Annotated in this window: 19 protein-coding genes; 5 read left to right on the top strand and 14 right to left on the bottom strand. The window is 63.0% G+C overall.

The annotated features are described in order from the left end of the window. Positions 1-318: 318 nt before the first annotated feature. A complete protein-coding gene (locus IEW24_RS25200; RefSeq protein WP_024020750.1) occupies positions 319-999 on the bottom strand; it encodes a TetR/AcrR family transcriptional regulator in 681 nt (226 codons plus the stop codon). Between the two features lie 72 nt (positions 1,000-1,071). Between IEW24_RS25200 and IEW24_RS25195 the strand changes: the two genes are divergently transcribed. Continuing rightward, entirely contained in the window at positions 1,072-1,542 is a 471-nt protein-coding gene (locus tag IEW24_RS25195) for a nuclear transport factor 2 family protein (protein WP_188583673.1), read from the top strand. 201 nt (positions 1,543-1,743) lie between these two features. Here the strand turns inward: IEW24_RS25195 and IEW24_RS25190 are convergent, their stop codons facing one another. The 5 genes from IEW24_RS25190 to IEW24_RS25170 all read right to left on the bottom strand — a co-directional run bounded on the left by IEW24_RS25190 (position 1,744) and on the right by IEW24_RS25170 (position 6,446). After that, on the bottom strand, positions 1,744-2,769 hold the full coding sequence (locus IEW24_RS25190; protein ID WP_188583672.1) for an AraC family transcriptional regulator: 1,026 nt from the start codon (positions 2,767-2,769) through the stop codon (positions 1,744-1,746). Positions 2,770-2,885: 116 nt separating this feature from the next. Next, positions 2,886-3,410 carry a DUF1097 domain-containing protein gene (locus tag IEW24_RS25185; RefSeq protein WP_188583671.1) on the bottom strand — a complete coding sequence of 175 codons (525 nt, stop codon included), beginning with the start codon at positions 3,408-3,410 and terminating at the stop codon, positions 2,886-2,888. A 97-nt stretch (positions 3,411-3,507) separates the two neighbouring features. After that, positions 3,508-4,263 carry an SDR family oxidoreductase gene (locus IEW24_RS25180; RefSeq protein WP_188583670.1) on the bottom strand — a complete coding sequence of 252 codons (756 nt, stop codon included), beginning with the start codon at positions 4,261-4,263 and terminating at the stop codon, positions 3,508-3,510. A gap of 39 nt (positions 4,264-4,302) precedes the next feature. Continuing rightward, the gene (locus IEW24_RS25175) at positions 4,303-5,187 is read right to left on the bottom strand and encodes an NmrA family NAD(P)-binding protein (RefSeq protein ID WP_188583669.1); all 885 of its coding nucleotides are present in this window, start codon (positions 5,185-5,187) and stop codon (positions 4,303-4,305) included. Between the two features lie 353 nt (positions 5,188-5,540). After that, a complete protein-coding gene (locus tag IEW24_RS25170; RefSeq protein WP_188583668.1) occupies positions 5,541-6,446 on the bottom strand; it encodes a LysR family transcriptional regulator in 906 nt (301 codons plus the stop codon). A 126-nt stretch (positions 6,447-6,572) separates the two neighbouring features. On the opposite strand from IEW24_RS25170, the gene IEW24_RS25165 reads away from it, so the two are divergent. From IEW24_RS25165 to IEW24_RS25155, 3 genes are read left to right on the top strand one after another with little or no spacing between them, the layout of a single operon-like run. After that, positions 6,573-7,286: an SDR family oxidoreductase gene (locus IEW24_RS25165; RefSeq protein ID WP_188583667.1), complete on the top strand. Its 714-nt coding sequence runs from the start codon at positions 6,573-6,575 to the stop codon at positions 7,284-7,286. A 25-nt stretch (positions 7,287-7,311) separates the two neighbouring features. After that, complete coding sequence (locus tag IEW24_RS25160) at positions 7,312-8,289, top strand: amidohydrolase family protein (protein ID WP_188583666.1); 978 nt, start codon at positions 7,312-7,314, stop codon at positions 8,287-8,289. Beyond that, positions 8,286-8,996, top strand: a complete 711-nt coding sequence (locus tag IEW24_RS25155) for a siderophore-interacting protein (RefSeq protein WP_188583665.1) — start codon at positions 8,286-8,288, stop codon at positions 8,994-8,996. Before IEW24_RS25160 ends, IEW24_RS25155 begins: the two co-directional genes overlap by 4 nt. 37 nt (positions 8,997-9,033) lie before the next feature. Here IEW24_RS25155 and IEW24_RS25150 read toward each other — a convergent pair whose 3' ends face one another. The 8 genes from IEW24_RS25150 to IEW24_RS25115 form a co-directional block, all read right to left on the bottom strand. Beyond that, the gene (locus tag IEW24_RS25150) at positions 9,034-9,597 is read right to left on the bottom strand and encodes a TetR/AcrR family transcriptional regulator (protein WP_188583664.1); all 564 of its coding nucleotides are present in this window, start codon (positions 9,595-9,597) and stop codon (positions 9,034-9,036) included. Positions 9,598-9,705: 108 nt separating this feature from the next. Then, entirely contained in the window at positions 9,706-10,602 is an 897-nt protein-coding gene (locus IEW24_RS25145; RefSeq protein WP_188583663.1) for an SDR family NAD(P)-dependent oxidoreductase, read from the bottom strand. 203 nt (positions 10,603-10,805) lie between these two features. After that, on the bottom strand, positions 10,806-11,762 hold the full coding sequence (locus tag IEW24_RS25140) for a LysR family transcriptional regulator (RefSeq protein WP_188583662.1): 957 nt from the start codon (positions 11,760-11,762) through the stop codon (positions 10,806-10,808). A gap of 83 nt (positions 11,763-11,845) precedes the next feature. Further along, positions 11,846-12,463: a class I SAM-dependent methyltransferase gene (locus IEW24_RS25135; RefSeq protein WP_024020738.1), complete on the bottom strand. Its 618-nt coding sequence runs from the start codon at positions 12,461-12,463 to the stop codon at positions 11,846-11,848. A 50-nt stretch (positions 12,464-12,513) separates the two neighbouring features. Beyond that, the gene (locus tag IEW24_RS25130; RefSeq protein ID WP_024020737.1) at positions 12,514-13,128 is read right to left on the bottom strand and encodes a DedA family protein; all 615 of its coding nucleotides are present in this window, start codon (positions 13,126-13,128) and stop codon (positions 12,514-12,516) included. Between the two features lie 199 nt (positions 13,129-13,327). Beyond that, on the bottom strand, positions 13,328-14,122 hold the full coding sequence (locus IEW24_RS25125) for a MipA/OmpV family protein (protein ID WP_188583661.1): 795 nt from the start codon (positions 14,120-14,122) through the stop codon (positions 13,328-13,330). Positions 14,123-14,349: 227 nt separating this feature from the next. Beyond that, entirely contained in the window at positions 14,350-15,198 is an 849-nt protein-coding gene (locus IEW24_RS25120; RefSeq protein ID WP_024020735.1) for an SDR family oxidoreductase, read from the bottom strand. Positions 15,199-15,266: 68 nt separating this feature from the next. Then, a complete protein-coding gene (locus IEW24_RS25115) occupies positions 15,267-16,583 on the bottom strand; it encodes an MFS transporter (RefSeq protein WP_188583660.1) in 1,317 nt (438 codons plus the stop codon). A gap of 164 nt (positions 16,584-16,747) precedes the next feature. On the opposite strand from IEW24_RS25115, the gene IEW24_RS25110 reads away from it, so the two are divergent. Then, positions 16,748-17,671 (top strand): AraC family transcriptional regulator, encoded by a 924-nt coding sequence (locus tag IEW24_RS25110; RefSeq protein ID WP_024020732.1) that lies wholly within the window; start codon positions 16,748-16,750, stop codon positions 17,669-17,671. The last annotated feature ends 86 nt before the right edge of the window (positions 17,672-17,757 follow it).

Genomic DNA, 17,757 nt, shown 5'->3' with positions numbered 1-17,757 from the left:
GCATGATCTTCGTCGAAAAATGCGCCGATTTGGCGGGACCAGACGCGCGGACGAGAGAGCGACATCGATCGCCTCGGTCGCGGCTACCGGATGATGGAGAAGGACCGGCGTTAGCCGGCCACTCTTCAGTTCCGGCGCTGCTCGCCAGACAGACGCCATCGCAGCCGATTTCGGCGACAGCGGGGTTGACGAGAAGCTCGTCACATCATTGGTAACGAACGGACCCGATATGCGGACGGCAAACGGGCCATGGCCAAGCAAGGGCATCACATTCCTGGCCGATGCGACGCCATGAGGCAGGCTTTTCGGCAACTTCATTCAGACATTCGACTGGCACTCGCCGGTTGGCGTTGAGCTTGCCTTGGTTTCGATGGTGCGGATGCTGTCGAGATAGGCGCGCGAGATGAGCTTTAGTTGCGCGCGAAAAGCAGGCAGGCGCTCGGCCGTCCCATCCTCTTCGAACAGGACGCGCGTACCCCCGGTCACGACTGCGACCCAGCTGAACACGATGCTGTCGAGCGGTTCGAAACGCTCGCCTTGCACATGTTCCAGCAACCCGCGCACTGCCTGATGCAGGCGGGCGATCATTGCAGCACCCAGATCCTGCATGTCGAGCTCGGTCGAGGCATGATACAAGGCCCGTGACACTGCGACATCGCCAGCCTTTGCGTCGATGTACGCATCGACGAACGTGTCGGCGCAATCCGACAGGGATGCACCACTGTGCGCTTGGCAGGCTTGTTCGACGGCTTGGCCGGCCTTGTCCAGGTGTCGACTAACCAGAGCATAGAGCAATGCCTCCTTCGCGGGAAAGTACTGGTACAGCGTTCCGACTGAGACGCCGGCTCTTTCGGCTATCCGGTTCGTCGTCAATGCCCTGGCGCCGCCATGCAACAAAACCTGAATAGTAGCCTCGAAGATGGCCTCGATCGTCGCCAGCGACCGTGCTTGGACCGGTCGTTTGCGAGGCTTTAGCTTGCCCGACGGTCGCGCCGTCATATGCGAGTAAAAATTCTGAGCATTTGCTCATATATTTGGAGGCGGGTTAACGAACTTCAAGGAAGGACGCACATGACCACTACAGAATTTCGCGGAGCGCTTGCAGTAGCGCAAGATTATGTCCGTTTCATCGAAACCGGGGATCGGGAAGGTATTGCACGGTGCCTCGCTGACAACGTTGAGCAGATTTTTCCGATCGCGGCCGACGCGACCGGGGATCCCATGGGCATTTTTTCTGGCAAGGAAGAAGTCCTCGATTATACTAATGGGTTGTTCCGCAAGTTCACCGGGCTACGATGGCCGGATCCCGACTGGAGCGAATCGGGTGATCGCAAGCGGGCGTTCTTGGAAGCGCGTGGAAGCGCGACGGTCACCCACTCAGGTGTCCCATACAGCAACGTTTACATCACCCGCTTCGATGTGGAGGATGGGCTAATAACCCGCATAAAGGAGTACGCCAATGCAACTTTGTATGTGTCGCTTGGGATTGAACCCACGACGACCGAGATGAAGGCTGTGGAACGGGTCCAGGCGCCTGGTTAGGTCACCGGGCGGTCGTTCGAGGAACAGCAGCCTAGAGGCCGCCCGGCTGTACAGGTCTGCGTGGATCGGCGGCTTCTCAAATTTCAGCGCCGACGGCGCAGATGCTCGATTGGTTCGGCCAGCACATGGCGTTATCGCGCAATTCATCGGGGCTCTGGTCTTAGTCGGGGCAAGCAAGCGGTTCAGTCGTGGCGCATCGCTTTATCCGCCTCGCGCCGCAAGGCGAGACAGATGAGTAGGCGCCGTTTGGACATCGGCCAAATCCAAGTTCGCCAGCCGCTGCCTTGCAGCCTGGGCGTCACTTCGCGCTGCACCAAGTCTAGGCATGCGGCCATACTGTCGGGGTGAGCAACCCATGACCCGCTTGAATGCTGTGCTGAATGCGCTTTCGGACTCATACCCGATTGCAGGCGCGATAATGGAGACCGGATCGCCGGACGTCTCCAGCCGGTCGCAAGCGAGCATCATGCGCCAGCGGCTGAGATAATCCATCGGTGTCTCGCCCGCCGTTTCCTTGAAGCGCAGCGCGAAGGTCGATCGAGACATGCCTGCCACCTCGCCAAGCTCCTGCAGCGTCCAGCGGCGAGTAGGATCGGTGTGGATCGCGGCGATCGCCTTGGCAAGTTGCTTGTCCGCCAGGGCGAAGAACCATCCGACTCCAACGCCAGGTCCGTCAGCCAGATGAGCCCGCAGCGCATGAACCAACATCATGTGAGCGAGATGCTGCGCGATCAGATAGCCGCCCGGCTCGCCCTCACGCAATTCCTCCATCATCCGCTCGACCGACCAGCGAAGCGCCGCCTGGTCTGAGGCTTTGCGCAGATGTACGACGTGCGGCAGCATCGCCAGCAGCATTCCGGCATGACCTCCGCTCACGCCAAACCGGCTTCCGACCATAAAGAGGTCGCCGCCGCCGTTGATGAAAACCTCGCCGCCGCGTCGCGCAGCCGGGAAGATTTCGGATGCCGCGACGGGTGGTAGATCAAGGTCGCTGGCGAGACGAAAGGGCTGCCCGCTCGGCAGCACGAAACTGTCGCCCTCCTCGAGGGCCAGCGGGTCGGGGACACCATCAATTTGGAGCCAGCACGAGCCCGACACGACCGCGTAGCACTTGATGAGATGGCTCTGGTCGCCGAACTGCACCGACCATTGACCGCCGGCATGAAAGCCAGACGAGATATAGCTCTGTGGTTTGAGCAGCGAGAGAAGTTGCGAGAGAGGGTCCATCTGGCTCCGGACGATTACGAAGATATTGATGACGATACAGGAGGGGTCGTCTGAATCGCAATGGTCAACTGCCGCGGGTGGGGCGTTCGCCCTGCCGATGGCCCTCGCTGGAGGCGTTACTCCGCGAACCGTCTGTTGAGGGTCTGGCAGGAGTATCCAGCCAACCCACCGATCCCCGTCGCAAAGGCGAGATGCATAAAGGAAGCGGCGGCAAGGTCGAACTCGGCTGCGAAAAAAGTCACCATGCCGAGAAACCACGTCAACATGTTGCCCAAGATGCTGTGGGCGCGCAGGCCGACGATGAGGATGGCGACAAGGAACACGACCACCGGAAGGGCCATATGATCAAGCGATGGTATGAGTGCGCCCGTTGCAATGTGCGACAGCGCGCCGATCCCAATCCCGAGCCAGAGGCATAACATTGCCGCCACGCTGTTCCTCAGCGCTGTGGGTCGGGCGAACCAGGCAATGAAGCCTGCGAACATTACCCAGACCTCGAGGTCGAGCGCCGCGCTGAGCCAAGCAGCAAAGGCTGCGACGACGGAAGCGATCAGCGTCCAGAGGATGAATTTCCCGCGTGGCTGACTGTGATTGGCCTGCGGCAGCGCTTGCCGCGTTTCCTGTACCTGTGTGCTGCTCATGAGGAAGCTTCCTTTCGTGCGTTACAGATATCGGTTCGAGGATTGTGCCAGGCCGAACCAAGCTCTCGCCGGCCCACGATTCCGCAGCGCCGACGACCTATGCCGGGTTCAGACTGGCGAAGACCTCCCGGTAGACGCCGCGTCGCTCCGCGGTGCGAAGAGCCTTCACCCGCTCGACCAGGATCTCGCCATCGGCCGGGGCAGGCTCATCGAGGAGCGCGATTACCTCGGCGATGTAGTCGGCGAGCGGCATGGCGGCCGGATCGTTCGCTTGTTGAGGCCCCGCGAGCTGGGTTTGCACGTAGGGCGGCGTAAGCTCGATGACCTCGATGGATTTGCGCCGGAGCTGGTGACGCAGGGATTGCAGCCACGAGTGGAGGAAGGCCTTGCTTGCGCAATAGGTCGCGTAATTAGAGCGCGGAACGAAGGCGAGACCTGATGTCGTGGTGAGGATCGTCGCAGATGGCTGGCGCGAGATCGTCGGCAGCAGAGCCGCCGTCAGCCGTAGGACGCCGAGGATGTTCGTCTCGATGGTGGCGAGCGATGTGTCGATATCGATCGTATCCTCGTCCCAAGCCTCGAGCTGTGATATGCCGGCATTGTTCACCAGCATGTCGAGGTCGGGGAAGAGGGCTTCGACGTGCTCGGCCAGGCCAGTGATCGCCGCGGAATCCCGCATGTCGATCTGGTGGCCGTGCATCCCGGGATGCGCCGCGGTGATCTCGTCCAGAAGGGCCTGACGACGCCCGGCGATGATGACCTGGTTGCCGCGCTGATGGAATGCTTCGGCGAGGGCCAGGCCGATGCCGCTCGTACCGCCGGTGATGAGAATGGTTCGACCCGTCAAATTCATGTCGTGATGCTCCTGGGTTGGGCTTATCGGGAAGCCGGTTCAGCCGAGAACGGCGGACTTGAGCGAGTCCTCGCACCACTGGCGGAAGCTCGTCGGCGTTGAATGTCCCGGCGTCCGCGGCACCGTGAGGTCGAGGCCCTGATCCTTTGCCCAGGCCATATCTGTCATGCCCTGCGCCATGGCTTCGGACATGCCGAACTGCACGAAGCGCGCCTTGTAGGCGTCGAAGCTAATCTGCTGGTAGTTGACGGTCTTGCCGAGTACATCGGAGATGATCTCGGCCATCTCGTTGAAGGAGATGTCCTCACGCCCGAGAACCGGTACGTCACTCTGGCCCGTCCAGCTGTCGTCGAGCAGCCATCGGGCCGCAACGGCTGCAATATCGCGTGTGGCGACACTTGGCAGCCTGAGATCGCCCGAGATGGGCGAAAAGAACTTGCCCTGATCCCGGATCGTGATCGCCTGCCGCGCGATGTTGTCCATGAAGGACGGGTTGGCAAGACCGCGAAAAGCGACGCCGGTACTCGCGATCAGATCGTCCATCGCGAGTGAGCCTGTGACGTATCCCGCCTTGCTGGCGAGCGGCGAACCGCGCCCGAGCGCCGTGATCGCGACTACCCGCTTGACGCCTTGCTCTTTCAGAGCCCCCGCGGCAGGACGCGTGAAATCGACATAGGCCGCCGCGACGGATGCGGCTTGAGGGTCGGGAGGCAGAAGCCAGAATACCGCAGAGGCGCCGTCGAATGCTTCACGCACGACCCCCGCATCGCCGTGGGAGCCTGTGACGATCTCGGCTCCAGCTCGCACCTCGTCAGTGAGGCGCGACGGATCGCGTGCCACAACTCGGAACGGCACGCCAGCGTGAAGTAGATCCTGGACGACCTGATGGCCAATATCGCCCGTCGGCGCGGTGACAACGATCATGTTCGACTCCGATTTTTAAGGTGGCGGGTAGCATTCTCCCGGACAGGATCCGTAGGATGCGCTGACGCCGCCGTTCACATTCGAATCGAGCCTATTTGATTGAGTCCGGACGATCTATGCTCGGTGGTCCGAGAGATCTTTGCGATCGTCCGGGAAGCCGATTGGATTGGTTGCCGAGCCGCCAGCCTTATCAGGCCATCCGCCCAGATTGGCGTTATCCAAATGGCTCAATAGCAGCTCCGTGACTGACTGCCTGCGGGCCAATCAGGCGCCGTGCCGCGACGCTTCGCGCGGCTGCACGAGAGCGTGCCTCTGTTCGCGCTCTTGGTATCGCCGCTTGCATCTTACCTGTTTCAAGATGTTGCGTGACAGATCGCGGCGAGCTTCTGACGGAACCATCGATGGGCCGGGTCTGCATCTAGGCGGGGGTGCCACATCACGCTGATCGCCAGTTCCGGCGTAGGCACAGGAAGGTCGAACCCTTCCAGGCCTTGCGCCGCTACTTCCCCGTTGCGAAGGCAGGAGCGCGGCACGAGCGCGATCAGGTCCGACTGGCGCGCGATCGTCAGCGCATCGACGAAGCCTGGCACAACCGCGACGATCCTGCGGCTCAAGCCCACTTCCTGAAGCGCGTCATCCACCGGTCCGGCTAATGCGCCCCGACGCGATGCGACGACGTGCCCACAAGCGGCGTAGCGCTGCGGGGTCATCGCCCCGTTGAGCAAGGGGTGTCCAAGGCGGGCCACGCCGATGAAGCGGTCGCGAAAGATCAGCAGGCTGCGGACTTCGGGCGCGGAGACGCCCGTCGTGCCGACTTCGACGTCGATCACTCCCTCCCGCAAAGGGGTCGCATCCTTGTCGGGCTTAGGCGCAAAGCGAAGGCGCACACCGGGCGCCTCGCGCGCGACAGCTGCGACCAGCGCTGCGGCGAACAGCGCTATGAAGCCTTCGTTGGCGCGGATCGTGAAGGTCCGGTCCAGTGTAGCCAGGTCCAGAGTCTCAATGGCCGGCGTCAGCACCGCCCGCGCCTCGCGGGCGAGGACATGAACGCGGGCGGCGAGCTGCTCGGCATAAGGAGTGGGCACGAGAGAGCGCCCAGCCTGCACCAACAATGGGTCCCCCGTCGCGGATCGCAGCCGGGCCAATGTCCGGCTCGTGGCAGAAGGGCTGAGGCCGAGATGCCTGGCGGCGGATGTGACGCTGCGCTCCGTCAGCAACACATCCAGCGCCGTAAGCAGATTTAGGTCGATAGCGGTCATAGCAGGAACATACCGCACCTTCGCGTTATGTATAGCGTCTGGTGCAATGATAGTTTGCATTCGATGCGTCTGGTGCATTCTGAGCCGGTTCGCATAATCGGGCGGCAACGACGAAAGGGCAGTCTTATGAACGGTATTTTGAGTGAGCAGCCGAAGACGATCCTGCTCATCGGCGCCTCGCGCGGTCTCGGACAGGCGATGGCGATCGAGTTCGTCAAGAAGGGCTGGCACGTCGTCGGCACAGTCCGCGAAAGTGGCCGGACCGATCTGCACGCGCTCGCCGATGCCCATCCCGATCAGGTCACGATCGAGCCGCTCGACATCACCGAGCCCGAGCAAATCCACGCGCTGCACGGGCGACTTTCAGCCCGTACGTTCGATATCCTGTTCGTCAACGCCGGCACGGCCAATCGCGACGCAACCGCTCCGATCGCCGAGGTTTCCACCGGCGAGTTCGTGCGCGTGATGCTGACCAACACGCTCGGCGTGATGCGCGCCGTCGAGGGGTTTCAGGATTTGGTTGCCGCTGATGGCCTGATCGGGGTTATGTCGTCTGGTCAGGGCAGCATCGCCAATAACACCAATGGCGGCTTCGAGGTCTATCGCGGCAGCAAAGCCGCACTCAATCAGTCCATGCGAAGCTATGCAGCCCGCCAGGCCAACGATACGCGTGCGATGGTGCTGATGGCGCCGGGCTGGATCCGTACCGCGCTGGGCGGGCCGAACGCGCCGTTCAGCATCGAGGAGACAATCCCCACGCTGGTCGAAGCGCTTCTCGCGCAACAAGGCACGCCGGGGCTGCGCTTCATCGACCGGTTCGGCGAGACCGTGCCGTGGTGATCGGGCGAGAGACAGGAAGAGAGGTATGAAGCTGGTCGGCGTAGAGGAACATTATCTGGCGGCAGAGGTGCGCGATGCCTGGGATGCGATTGGTCTGGGCTCGAGAGACCCGTGCGTTTTCATCCATCTTGCCGATGCGCGCATCGGCCAGATGGATGAGACCGGGCTCGACGTTCAGGTTCTCTCGCTGACGACGCCGGCGCTGCACGAGCTGGGGCCGGTAGGCATCGACCTTGCCGGACGCGCCAACGACGCCGTGGCGGAGACGATTGCGCGGTGGCCTGATCGCTTGCAGGCATTGGCGACGCTTCCGGTAGCGACGCCGGAGGTGGCCGCGCTGGAACTGGAGCGCTGCGTTCAAATTCTTGGATTCAAGGGGACCATCCTGTGTGGCCGGGTCGGAAGTCGCAATCTCGACCACCCAGATCTTCGCCCCATATTCGAAAGCGCGGCGGCACTGGGCGTCCCCGTCCTGCTTCACCCCCGCACACCCGCCGCGGAGGTGCGATCCGCTTATTATTCCGGCTTCTCGGCCGAGGTCGACGCCGTATTCGCAATGTTCGGCCTCGGCTGGCATTTCGATGCGGGCATCCAGTTCCTGCGCCTGGTGCTGAGCGGCATGTTCGATCGCCTGCCCGGCTTGCAAGTGATCCTCGGCCATTGGGGCGAGGTCGTGCTGTTCTATGCCGAGCGTCTGGTGACATTGGACCGCTTCTCGGGGCTTGATCGCACGATCGCGACATACTTGCGCTGCAACTTCTATGTCACCGCCAGCGGCATGTTTTCGCCCGACTATCTTGCGAGAGCAGCGGCGGTCGTCGGAACAGACCGGTTGCTGTTTTCGACAGACTTTCCCTATCAATATCGCCCGGGCGGTGATGCTCGGCGATTTCTGGCGGGCTGCGGCTTGGGCGAACCCGACAAGGCCGCATTCGCCCATGGCAACTGGCTTCGGCTGACTGGCGGCAGCGGTGCGACCCAGCGCGGCGGCATTGGCCGATGACCGGTTCGACAGGCATCTTCAACGACGCGCTTACGCGCACGCTCGCCAAGCGGGCTACCATCGTCGCGGTCGATTGGATGACACGCGATCTCGTGCGGATGACGCTTGAAGGCGTAGCGCTTCGGGGCGCGCCCTGGGCGCCGGGCCAGAAGATACAGATCGCGATGGGTTCGATATTTGATACGCGAACCTACACCCCGATCAATTGGGATACGCTCAACGGCCGCACCGCCATCATTGGCTATGCGCATGGTGCAGGACCAGGCAGTGATTGGCTACGTAGCGCGAAGGCAGGGGCCACATGTGATTTCCTCGGTCCGCGGACCTCGATCAGCAAGAAGATCAAGGCGGGGCCGATCGCTCTTTTCGGCGACGAGACATCGATCGCGCTCGCGGTGGCATTGTCCCGTGACGCTCGCGACCTACGGTGCTTCTTCGAAGTGGCAGACGTCGAGGCAGCCAGGTCACCCATTGCAGAACTGAGACTTCACGACGCCAGACTGTTCGCAAGAATGACGGGCGATACGCATCTCGCCGCGATGGAAGCCGCGGTGGCGGAGCTGGTGGCCTGCGATATGTCGTTCGTGCTCACCGGCAAGGCCGCAACCGTTCAGCGCCTTCTCGTAGCGCTAAAGCGCCACCGATTCCCCTCCGACCGCATTGTGACAAAGGCATACTGGGCGTCAGGTAAAATCGGAATGGATTGACTGAGGTAGGGGCGTTCATCCTTGCGCACCACGGTGTTCAGGGCGCTAGCAGGCTGACCATCAAAGCCATATTTTCCTCGATGCTTAGCAACCCCTTTTCCGGCCGCAGTTGGCCTTGGGCTTCCAGCAGCACCCGGCCATGCATCGCGGCCAGCAGCAGGCTAGCAAGGCTCCTGGTCGGTGTGTCGGGAAGCGCGTTTGCGCTTTTGCATTCATCTACCATGAGCACGATCTCAGGCAGGCAGGCTGTGCTCTGCACCTGCAGCTCGGGATGTTCCCGTACGAGCGTCGGCGCGCCGAAGACGAGCCGGTATCGCGAGGGCCGCTCGAGGCAAAACGCGATAAGAGCGCCGATGGCGGCCAACAGCTTGTCGCCGGGCGATGATGCCGAGACGCGTATCTCGACAAATTTCGTCGTCAGGATATCGAGGTCCGAGGTGGCGACAGCCGCGAGCAGGGCGTCACGGTTCTTGAAGTGTTTGTACGGGGCATTGTGCGAGACGCCGGCCGTATGGCCGACGCCCAGTAGAGTGACGGCCTGCTCGCCCCCTGCGTCGAGCAATTTCGCTGCGGCCTCAACCAGCTTGTCCCGGGTGGTCATCTAAGTCTTTCGGGCTCGTCCTCGGGGGTCAGCCGCACGAGCGCTTTGAAGTCTCACCACAACGCATCGGCCAAGGCACGGTCATAGCTCATCTCGGCCGACCGCCTTTCACGGCCGGCACCATCCTTCCATTGGAAATAGCGTCCAGAAAGGACATCGCCCGAGGTTGCGAGGTGCGCGAGCGCCCTGCCGGACTGAACCAGATCGCCCAGGGTCAGGCCCACTCGTTTCATCAGCCAGCGGACCGGCCGGGAGCTGATCAGCGCCCGCGCAGGCCTTGGCACATCCCTGAGCAAACCGGTTGCTGCCGATCGCCCCCGGATCATATGCGATAGAGGAAATGCCGATGCCGGCTGCGCTGAGCCGCCGGCCGAGCTCGTAAGCGTGCAGCACCACGCGGAGTTTCGAAGTGGTGTAGCGCTTGCCGCCGGGCAGCGGCTCGTTCCCTTCCAATCCGTCTTTCGCAAGGGCGATCGCATCCGGCTTCACCGCGCTGCCGATAAACCTGCCGTCCGTGGTACCGGGATCGTGAGTGCCGCTTGCGGTGAACACGACTCGGCCATCGTCTTCGAGGCCGTCGAGCAGAAGCTGCACCAGTAAGAAGTGGCCAAAGTAGTTGGCAGCGAAGGTCCGCTCGTAGCCGTCGTCGGTATAGGTTGGCGCGCCGCGGAGCGTCGCGCCTGCGTTGCACAGGATCGCCTGCAGCCGACTGATCGGCCGGCTATCGATCATCTGACGGCACTGTGCGGCGGCCTCGCGCACCGATCTCAGCGACGACACATCCATGGTGAGCACCGTCGCTTGCATGCTGGATCTCGAGCGCAAGGCAGACGCCGCCTCTTCGAGGCGTGAAGGGTCGCGGCCAGCGAGGACGATATCGAAACCTTTTGCCGTAAGCTCCTTGACGCATTCGAAACCGATGCCGCCATGGCCGCCAGTAATGAGAATGCTGGTACCGGTCGCTGACAACGTCAACCTAGTGCTAATCGAGGTTGGGGTTGTCAACCTATGGGTCCGTTGTCGATGCGAGCGCACGACGAGAGTGGCACGATGCCCGGCATCCCGCCTAAGGCCAACCGGCACTTAACAGATGCTTCTCACAGGTCCTCTACCGCGACCATATGCGATCGAGCGCATGTCCGACGCGTCGCCACGCCACAACCGCCTCGACATCTATTTCCGCGCGGTCGGCTGCATCGCGGCGACCGTCAGCCATTGTTTATGATTCCGGACCCTACATTTGGCCTGGAGCGCGCCGTTCGACGCCGATCATCGGCAATCCGGACGCAAAGCTCGATAGCGCGCTTAAGTGCCGGGTTCTCATTGCTCGAACTCCAGATGCCGGACATTATAACGGTGTCCGATACCTCAGCGAGTGGCCGGAAGGTCACACCGGTGTAGATCGCTCCAAGGCTGGATTCGGTTGTCAATGAAAGCCCAGATCGCTTGGCAACCAAGCCCATCAGGTTTTCTCGCCCCACTCCATGCACGACGATGCTCGGCCGGAAACCGATCGCCCAAAGCTGCTTGATGAGAAAGTCCTGGATTTCAGGGCCGGGGCCGCCGGCGCTGACAATGAAATCCTCGTGGCGGATGTCATCCCAGCAAACTGTTAGCTGATCGACCAAAGGATGATCGGAAGACATCACGACGTAAATCCTCTCCTGCCAGAACGTTTTGGAAATGCAGTTGGGCGCCCGGGGATCTCCTGAGACGAAAGCCAGATCAAGCCGACCGGAAATGGCGCCAGCAATATTGGCCTCGGCAGTGTCTTCGTCCAAGATAAGTTTGATCGCGGGATATTTGACCCGGAACTCGGCAAGTAACTCGCTGAGGAACCCGCTGGATATCGACGTAAATAATCCTATCTTCAGGCTTCCCGCCTCTCCTTTGCGGGCGGCTGCCATTTCATCCGCTGCTCGCTGAACGCCACGGGCCATCGCTGCGGCTTCCTTGAGGAAGTGCTCGCCCCCGGCGGTGAGACGTACTCCACCGTGGTGCCGTTCGAAAATGCGCGCTCCAAGGCGGTGCTCAAGTAGTTGCACCCGACGGCTGACCGTGGATTGCGGCACGCCCAACACCAGAGCGGCGCGTCGAAAACTGCCGTATTCCGCGGTAACGATCGCATAGCGTAGGAAGCGTAGGTCGAGGGTGAGGTCAGGCATGCGTTGCCCATCCAGCAGAACTCCTTCTGCCCTGCCTTGCGGCGCTGCCGTATTGATATTGGGTGTATCGCGCCTCCGTCATCTTACTCGACGGGCACATGCTGCCGCGACGAAAAGCGGACGATGTGGGAAGGGACAGGATGCCTGCGCCTGATCCGGTACACCGCGGCAGGAGGCAGGTTGGCGAGCGTGCCGCCGATCCGTTCCGCCTCGAGCCCAAGATGATCCAGCAGCCGCTGCGGCACGGGGCAACGCGGGCCATAGGTAAACTGATAGAATGCGCCGTCCGGCTCCATCTTGCGGAACGCGCCGGTCAGGATGGCGATTACCTTGCGTGGCGGCATCGATAGCAGCGGCAGCCCGCTGACGACGGCGCCGGCCGATCTCCCGTCGAAGAGGTCGACCGTCCGCAGGCGGGCGGCGTCCATCCAGAGCGTGCGCGCACGCGGATAATGGAAATGAAGCGCGGCGGCGAACTCGGATCCGAATTCAATCAGCGCGAGATCTTCCTGTGTGACACCCCGGGCGATCAGGGCGCGCGTGAACGCTCCGGTTCCCGGGCCCAGCTCGATCACCGGCCCGGTGTTGTGGGAGATTTTGGAGGTGATAAGGTTGGCAAGCGATCTCGACGATGGCGCGATTGCGGCGACGCGCAGGGGGTTCTTGAGCCACGCCTGGAAGAAGCCGAACGCTTCCGCCATACGCTGGCGTTGGGGCGACGACGCGGCTGATCGCGCGCATCTGCGAGGTGTCAGATCTTGCATGGCACGGTCCCCGCTTTGCGGTGGGCGCCAACCCGTCGCACGATCCAGAACACGAATACCTCCGCAATGAGCAAGCAGCCGAGAGCAGTCAGGGCGAGGACCGTCGAGTTCGCCGACTCGATCGAGTGCGAAGCGTAAAATCCAATGCCGATGAAAAGGCCATTCCAGACCGCAATGCCGGCCGCCGAAGCCGTCAGGACACTGCGGGAGTTCCCACGCGAAAGGGCGGCGAAGGCCGGAGCGACGAGCCTTACTGTCGGCACGAGCTGGAGTGCAAAGGCCAGTGCGATCTGGCTCCGGTGAACGGAAGCGATTCCGCGCTCAACGCGATCGACGGACATCCCGAAAAGTCGGCCAGCTCTGTTAAGGAGGCGCGTCGATCGCGCGTCGCCCAGCCTCCGGACAGCGTAGAAGCAGGCGGCGCAGCCGAACATGCTGCCAGCAGCCGTCGAAAGAAAGGCAGCCGGCAGCGGCCAGTCCCCGTCTGCCGCGCCGATCCCGACCGCGAGTAGCAGCCCGTAGGATGGGATCACCGGCACGAAGCGCTCGGCCAGGGCAACGGCGAACAGACCAACGAGCCCATAGGCGCCAATCCACGCCATGACTGCTCCTACTGGGTCAAAATCCATAGGCATATCCTCCTTTAGTTGAGGCGAGCGGTTGCGTTCGCCGGGCATGGATGGCGCTACCGCCTCCGTCGCGCGGAGCAACGGAGGAGCGACACGATGAAGACGCCCGCTATCGGACTGACGGCCACGGTTGCCTGGAGCGCAGGGCGTGGTGCACCGGACATGCGACGCCTTAGAACCGGTAGGCGATCGAGAGGCCGCCGCTCGGTTGCCAGCGGCGTCCATCTTCGGTGACGGGGCTGTCGGCGATATCGCCGACGAGGTAGTTTGCTCCGATCCTTCCCGTGACGCCGAAGCGCTCGCTGAACCAGTATCCGGCCGTAACGCCGACACCGACATCCTTGATGCCGGACCCCGGGCTGTAGGCGGCCAGACCGCTGGCAGCGGAGTCAGCCGGGGTGACGCCGAAATAGGTGCGCGCATAGTCCTGGTTCACCCAGGTCGTTTGCGCGTCGAGCGACAGGAAGAAATCGTCGCGACGAACCGCAGCGTAGCTGGCGCTCGCCGTCGCGAGGAGCCCGTCATGGACGCCCGAGACATCGTGGACGATGGAAAGCTCCATCGCCAGTGCGCCCTGGCCGCTCTCGTCGCCGCCGAAACGATAGCCGATGAATCCGCCCGCCTCGATCGCCGTGTCGATGTCCGGCAACAATCCAACCGCGCCGTCCACGTCGCTTCTTGGCAGGCGCGCGCCGATGACGGGTCCGATTGAAAGGCGCGGATCGGACGCGAGGTCGGCCCGCGCCCGAAGCCCGCGGATTTCCAGATTGATGTCGCCCCAGTGGACGTCCGCCTGCACGAAGGGGATCGCGCGGAGATCCTCGGCCCCGTCATATTCGGGAACCACGCCCGCGCCGATCGCGACGACGCCGTGGGGGCCGTTGTCGGGCGGCGCTGCCTGGGCGTTGGCGCTGGTGGATGACAAGGCTGCGCCACCGGCGAGCAGGATGGGAAGGACTACACGCATTATCGAAACTCCTTCTGCAGGGAGGTGGGGTCCCCGAAGGCGCCCGCCTTGTTCGCGGTGCGCCTTCGGGGGGAGGCCGCCGGTGAAATGGGGGCGCGGCGACCTCCGATCGGATCGGCGGGAGTGGGGCGGCTATCCGCGATCCGGGTTCAGTTCGAGGCGATCGAAGCAGCGATGGCTGGCTTCGTCCGCCCCACGGGTGTGATGTCTTGCGGATCGCGATCGCCTCAGAAGAAGCCGCCATTGGCGAACACGAGCTGCCCGTTGATCCATTCGCTGTCGCCAGAGCACAGCCCGGCAATGGCGTTGGCGATATCCTCCGGCTCACCGATGCGGCCATAGGGCGTCATCTGCGCGGCCTGGGCACGCTGCGGGGGCGGCACGTCGAGCAGCGACGTGTTGGTCGGCCCGGGCGCGAGCGCGTTGACGGAGATGCGGCGGCCGGCGAGTTCCTTGGCGAGGCAGCCGGCATAGATCTCCTGGGCGGCCTTGGTCGCGGCGTAGCCGCCATGGGTCGGCCGACGCGCGCGGATCGAGGTCGAAGAGAGCGTGATGATGCGACCGCCGTCGCGGGTGCGCCGCGCCGCCTCCCGCAGCACGTTGAAGCTGCCCTTCACATTGGTGGCGATCATCCGGTCGAAGGCTTCGTCTGTGAACTGGGCGAAGGGTGCGACGTTCATGATCCCGGCGTTGCTGATCACCACATCGACGCCGCCGAAGGCCTCGTCATTGGCGTCGAACAGGGCCTTGACCGCCGCCGGATCGGCGACATCTGCCTGGCGGAAGATGGCGCGGCCGCCGGCCACCTCGATATCGCGCACGACCTGAGCGGCCAGATCGCGGTTGGTGAAATAGTTCACCGTCACCGCATAACCGTCGCGCGCCAGGCGCTTGGCGGTCGCGGCGCCGATGCCGCGCGACGAGCCTGTGACGATGGCGGCCCGCCCAGTGCCAGGCAATGCGCCGGTACCAATCTCGGAGGTCTGTGCCGAGGCCACACCCCCGAGGGCGAGGGCTGCGGGCGCGGCGGCGGTGAGCGCCAGGAAGGTGCGGCGGGCGTTATCGGTATCGGACATTGGAAAGTCTCTCTTTCTCAAAATTTCGCGAAAGCCTGTTGGTGCGGCCATAGGTTCGCGTTCGGCCGTTACTGCCGCCCGAGCCAGGCGGCGATGCGCTGGTTTGCGATCATCATGGCGACGCTGGTCAGGACGCTTGCGATGGGCACGATGAGCAGACCGAGCCCCAAGCCATTCGAAATCTCGGCGGCTGTCGCTCCATCGCTGATCATGCCGACGATGAGAGGACCAAGCGCTGGCCCCAGAAGCCCGGAGCCGATCATCGCGAGGCTCGTCGCCATCGCTTCCCTGCCCTTGCCGGCCACCAGGTGTGCAGCGCCGAAGCACCAAGGCAGCAGAAAGGCGAAGGACAGCATGCCGGGCACGAAGAGCAGGATGGAGAGCCACCCGACCGGTGCGAACAGCGCCGCAGCGGTCGTCATGCTCGCGACCATGAAGAGGATGGCGGGCGGACCGAGAACGCGGCCGGTACCGGAGCGCACGGCGCGGTCGAACAGTCGCCCGCCGATCAGGGTTCCGCAAATTCCCATTGCGCCCTGCAGCAGTCCGAACGCCAGTCCGGCCTCGCTGGCGCTATAACCATGGGTGCGGATCAGGAAGGGAACCGCGAAGGCGTAGAAAGGTGCTGCGGCGAAGCCGAGTGTGACCGAGCCGATGAACAGCCAGCGGAATGGCGGGGACGAAAGCAATCGCAGGCTCGCCTTCAGGAAGGGCTCGCTATTGGCGATCGAACGTTTGAGCGGCGGGGTCGGGCCGATGACGACGAGGGCCAGCAGACCGATCAGCGCGCTCATAGTGCCGGCACCGACCAGTGCTGTCCGCCAGCCCAGCGTGTCGCCGATCGCGCCGCCGACGGCGAAGCCCACCATGGTGCCGAGCGGAATGCCCATTGAGAAGATGCCGATCGCCAGACCGCGGCGTTCGGGCGGGATCTTGCGGGCGATGATCGCATGGCTGGAGGGCGTGCCCCCGGCCTCGCCAAAGGCGACGCCGAAGCGGGTGAAGGCGAGAAACAGGAAACTCATCGCCATGCCGCCGAGCAATGTCATCGCGCTCCACAGCAGGATGCACAAAACGAGGACGAAGCGGGGCGATCCGCGATCGGCGATGCGGGCGAGTGGCATCGACAGCAGCGTGTAGCAGACCGCAAAGGCGATGCCGGTAAGCAGACCCACCTCGGTATCACTCAGATCGAGGTCTTCCTTGATCGACTCTGCCAGGACAAACGGAAGCATCCGGTCGATCTGGGAAGTGGCGCTTACTAGAAAAAGTGAAATGAACAGCACCGGGACGCGCCATCCATGAACGTGTTCATCGCCGCTCGCCTTCGATACAATGGGCAGTCTATTCTGCTGATCTATTGACGACGCGGCGGTTTCTGTCATGTTTGGAGCGTCCCTGGCTGTGACTGGCATCACCAAGCTAGAGGAAGTCACCAATGACCAGAATGCCGGATATCTCAAGAAACTTGCCTATTCCTACAAGCCGCGATAGACTGCCGGCTGAAGGGCGAGTGCTGCGCTGGCCTCGATACCCAGTGGAGGCTCGCGTGTCGTCATCGCTTCTGGGCGGGATCACCGCTTACATCGAAAGTCAGGGCGGCGGTGAAGGGCTGTTTCCGACGCAGATCGAGAGCGTCAATATCATCCGTTCCTACCAGCAGCGGATGCCGATGCGGCAGATATACCGACCGTCGCTCTGCGTCGTGGCCCAAGGAGCAAAGGAAATCCTCTTCGGCGACGAGACGCTCCGCTACGGCGACATGGAGTGTCTGGTCGTCAGCATGGAAATGCCGGCCAGCGGGCGGGTCGTCGAGGCGACCGAGCAGTCGCCCTATATCGGCGTCACCATCGATCTCGACGTGACGATGCTACGCGAGGTGCTGGAACAGTTGGAGACGCCGCCCCTCCCACCTGCTGCGCCGGGTCCATGCGTGTTCGTCGGCAAGGTCGACGAACCGCTGGCGGAATGCGTGCTGCGGCTGATCCGGATGTCGCAGACGCCGAAGGCGATCCCGATCCTCTATCCGTCGATCATGCGCGAGATCTGCTACTGGCTTCTGAGCGGCCCGCACGGGGCCGAACTCTGCAGTCTGGCCGTGCCGGAATCGAATTTCATGCGGGTCGCGAAAGCGATCTATTTTCTGCGCGCCAATTTCGCCCAGACGCTGCGTGTGGAGCAAATGGCCGAGGTGGCGCGCATGAGCCCGTCATCGTTCCATCAGCACTTCAAGCAGCTCACCTCGGTGACGCCGCTCCAGTTCCAGAAGCAGTTGCGCCTGCTCGAGTCGCGGCGGCTGATGGTGGCGGACGCTGCAAGCGTCGAGGAGGCCGCCTACAAGGTCGGCTACGAAAGTCCTTCGCAGTTCAGCCGCGAATATTCCCGGATGTTCGGCGTCGCGCCAAAGCAGGACGCGCTGAACCATCAGCGCATGTACAGCCAGTACGCCAGCCGCAAGGCGCGAACTGCCTAAGCGCGTGTTGCGGGAGGCGGCTCCGCGCCGGCACGCCCGGAGCCGCTTTCCTGATCTGCGAACAGAATTGCCATGACTGGCGCAGA

The organism is Azorhizobium oxalatiphilum (genome assembly GCF_014635325.1).
Taxonomy (GTDB): domain Bacteria; phylum Pseudomonadota; class Alphaproteobacteria; order Rhizobiales; family Xanthobacteraceae; genus Azorhizobium; species Azorhizobium oxalatiphilum.
This window is presented reverse-complemented; position numbering and strand designations above follow the sequence as displayed.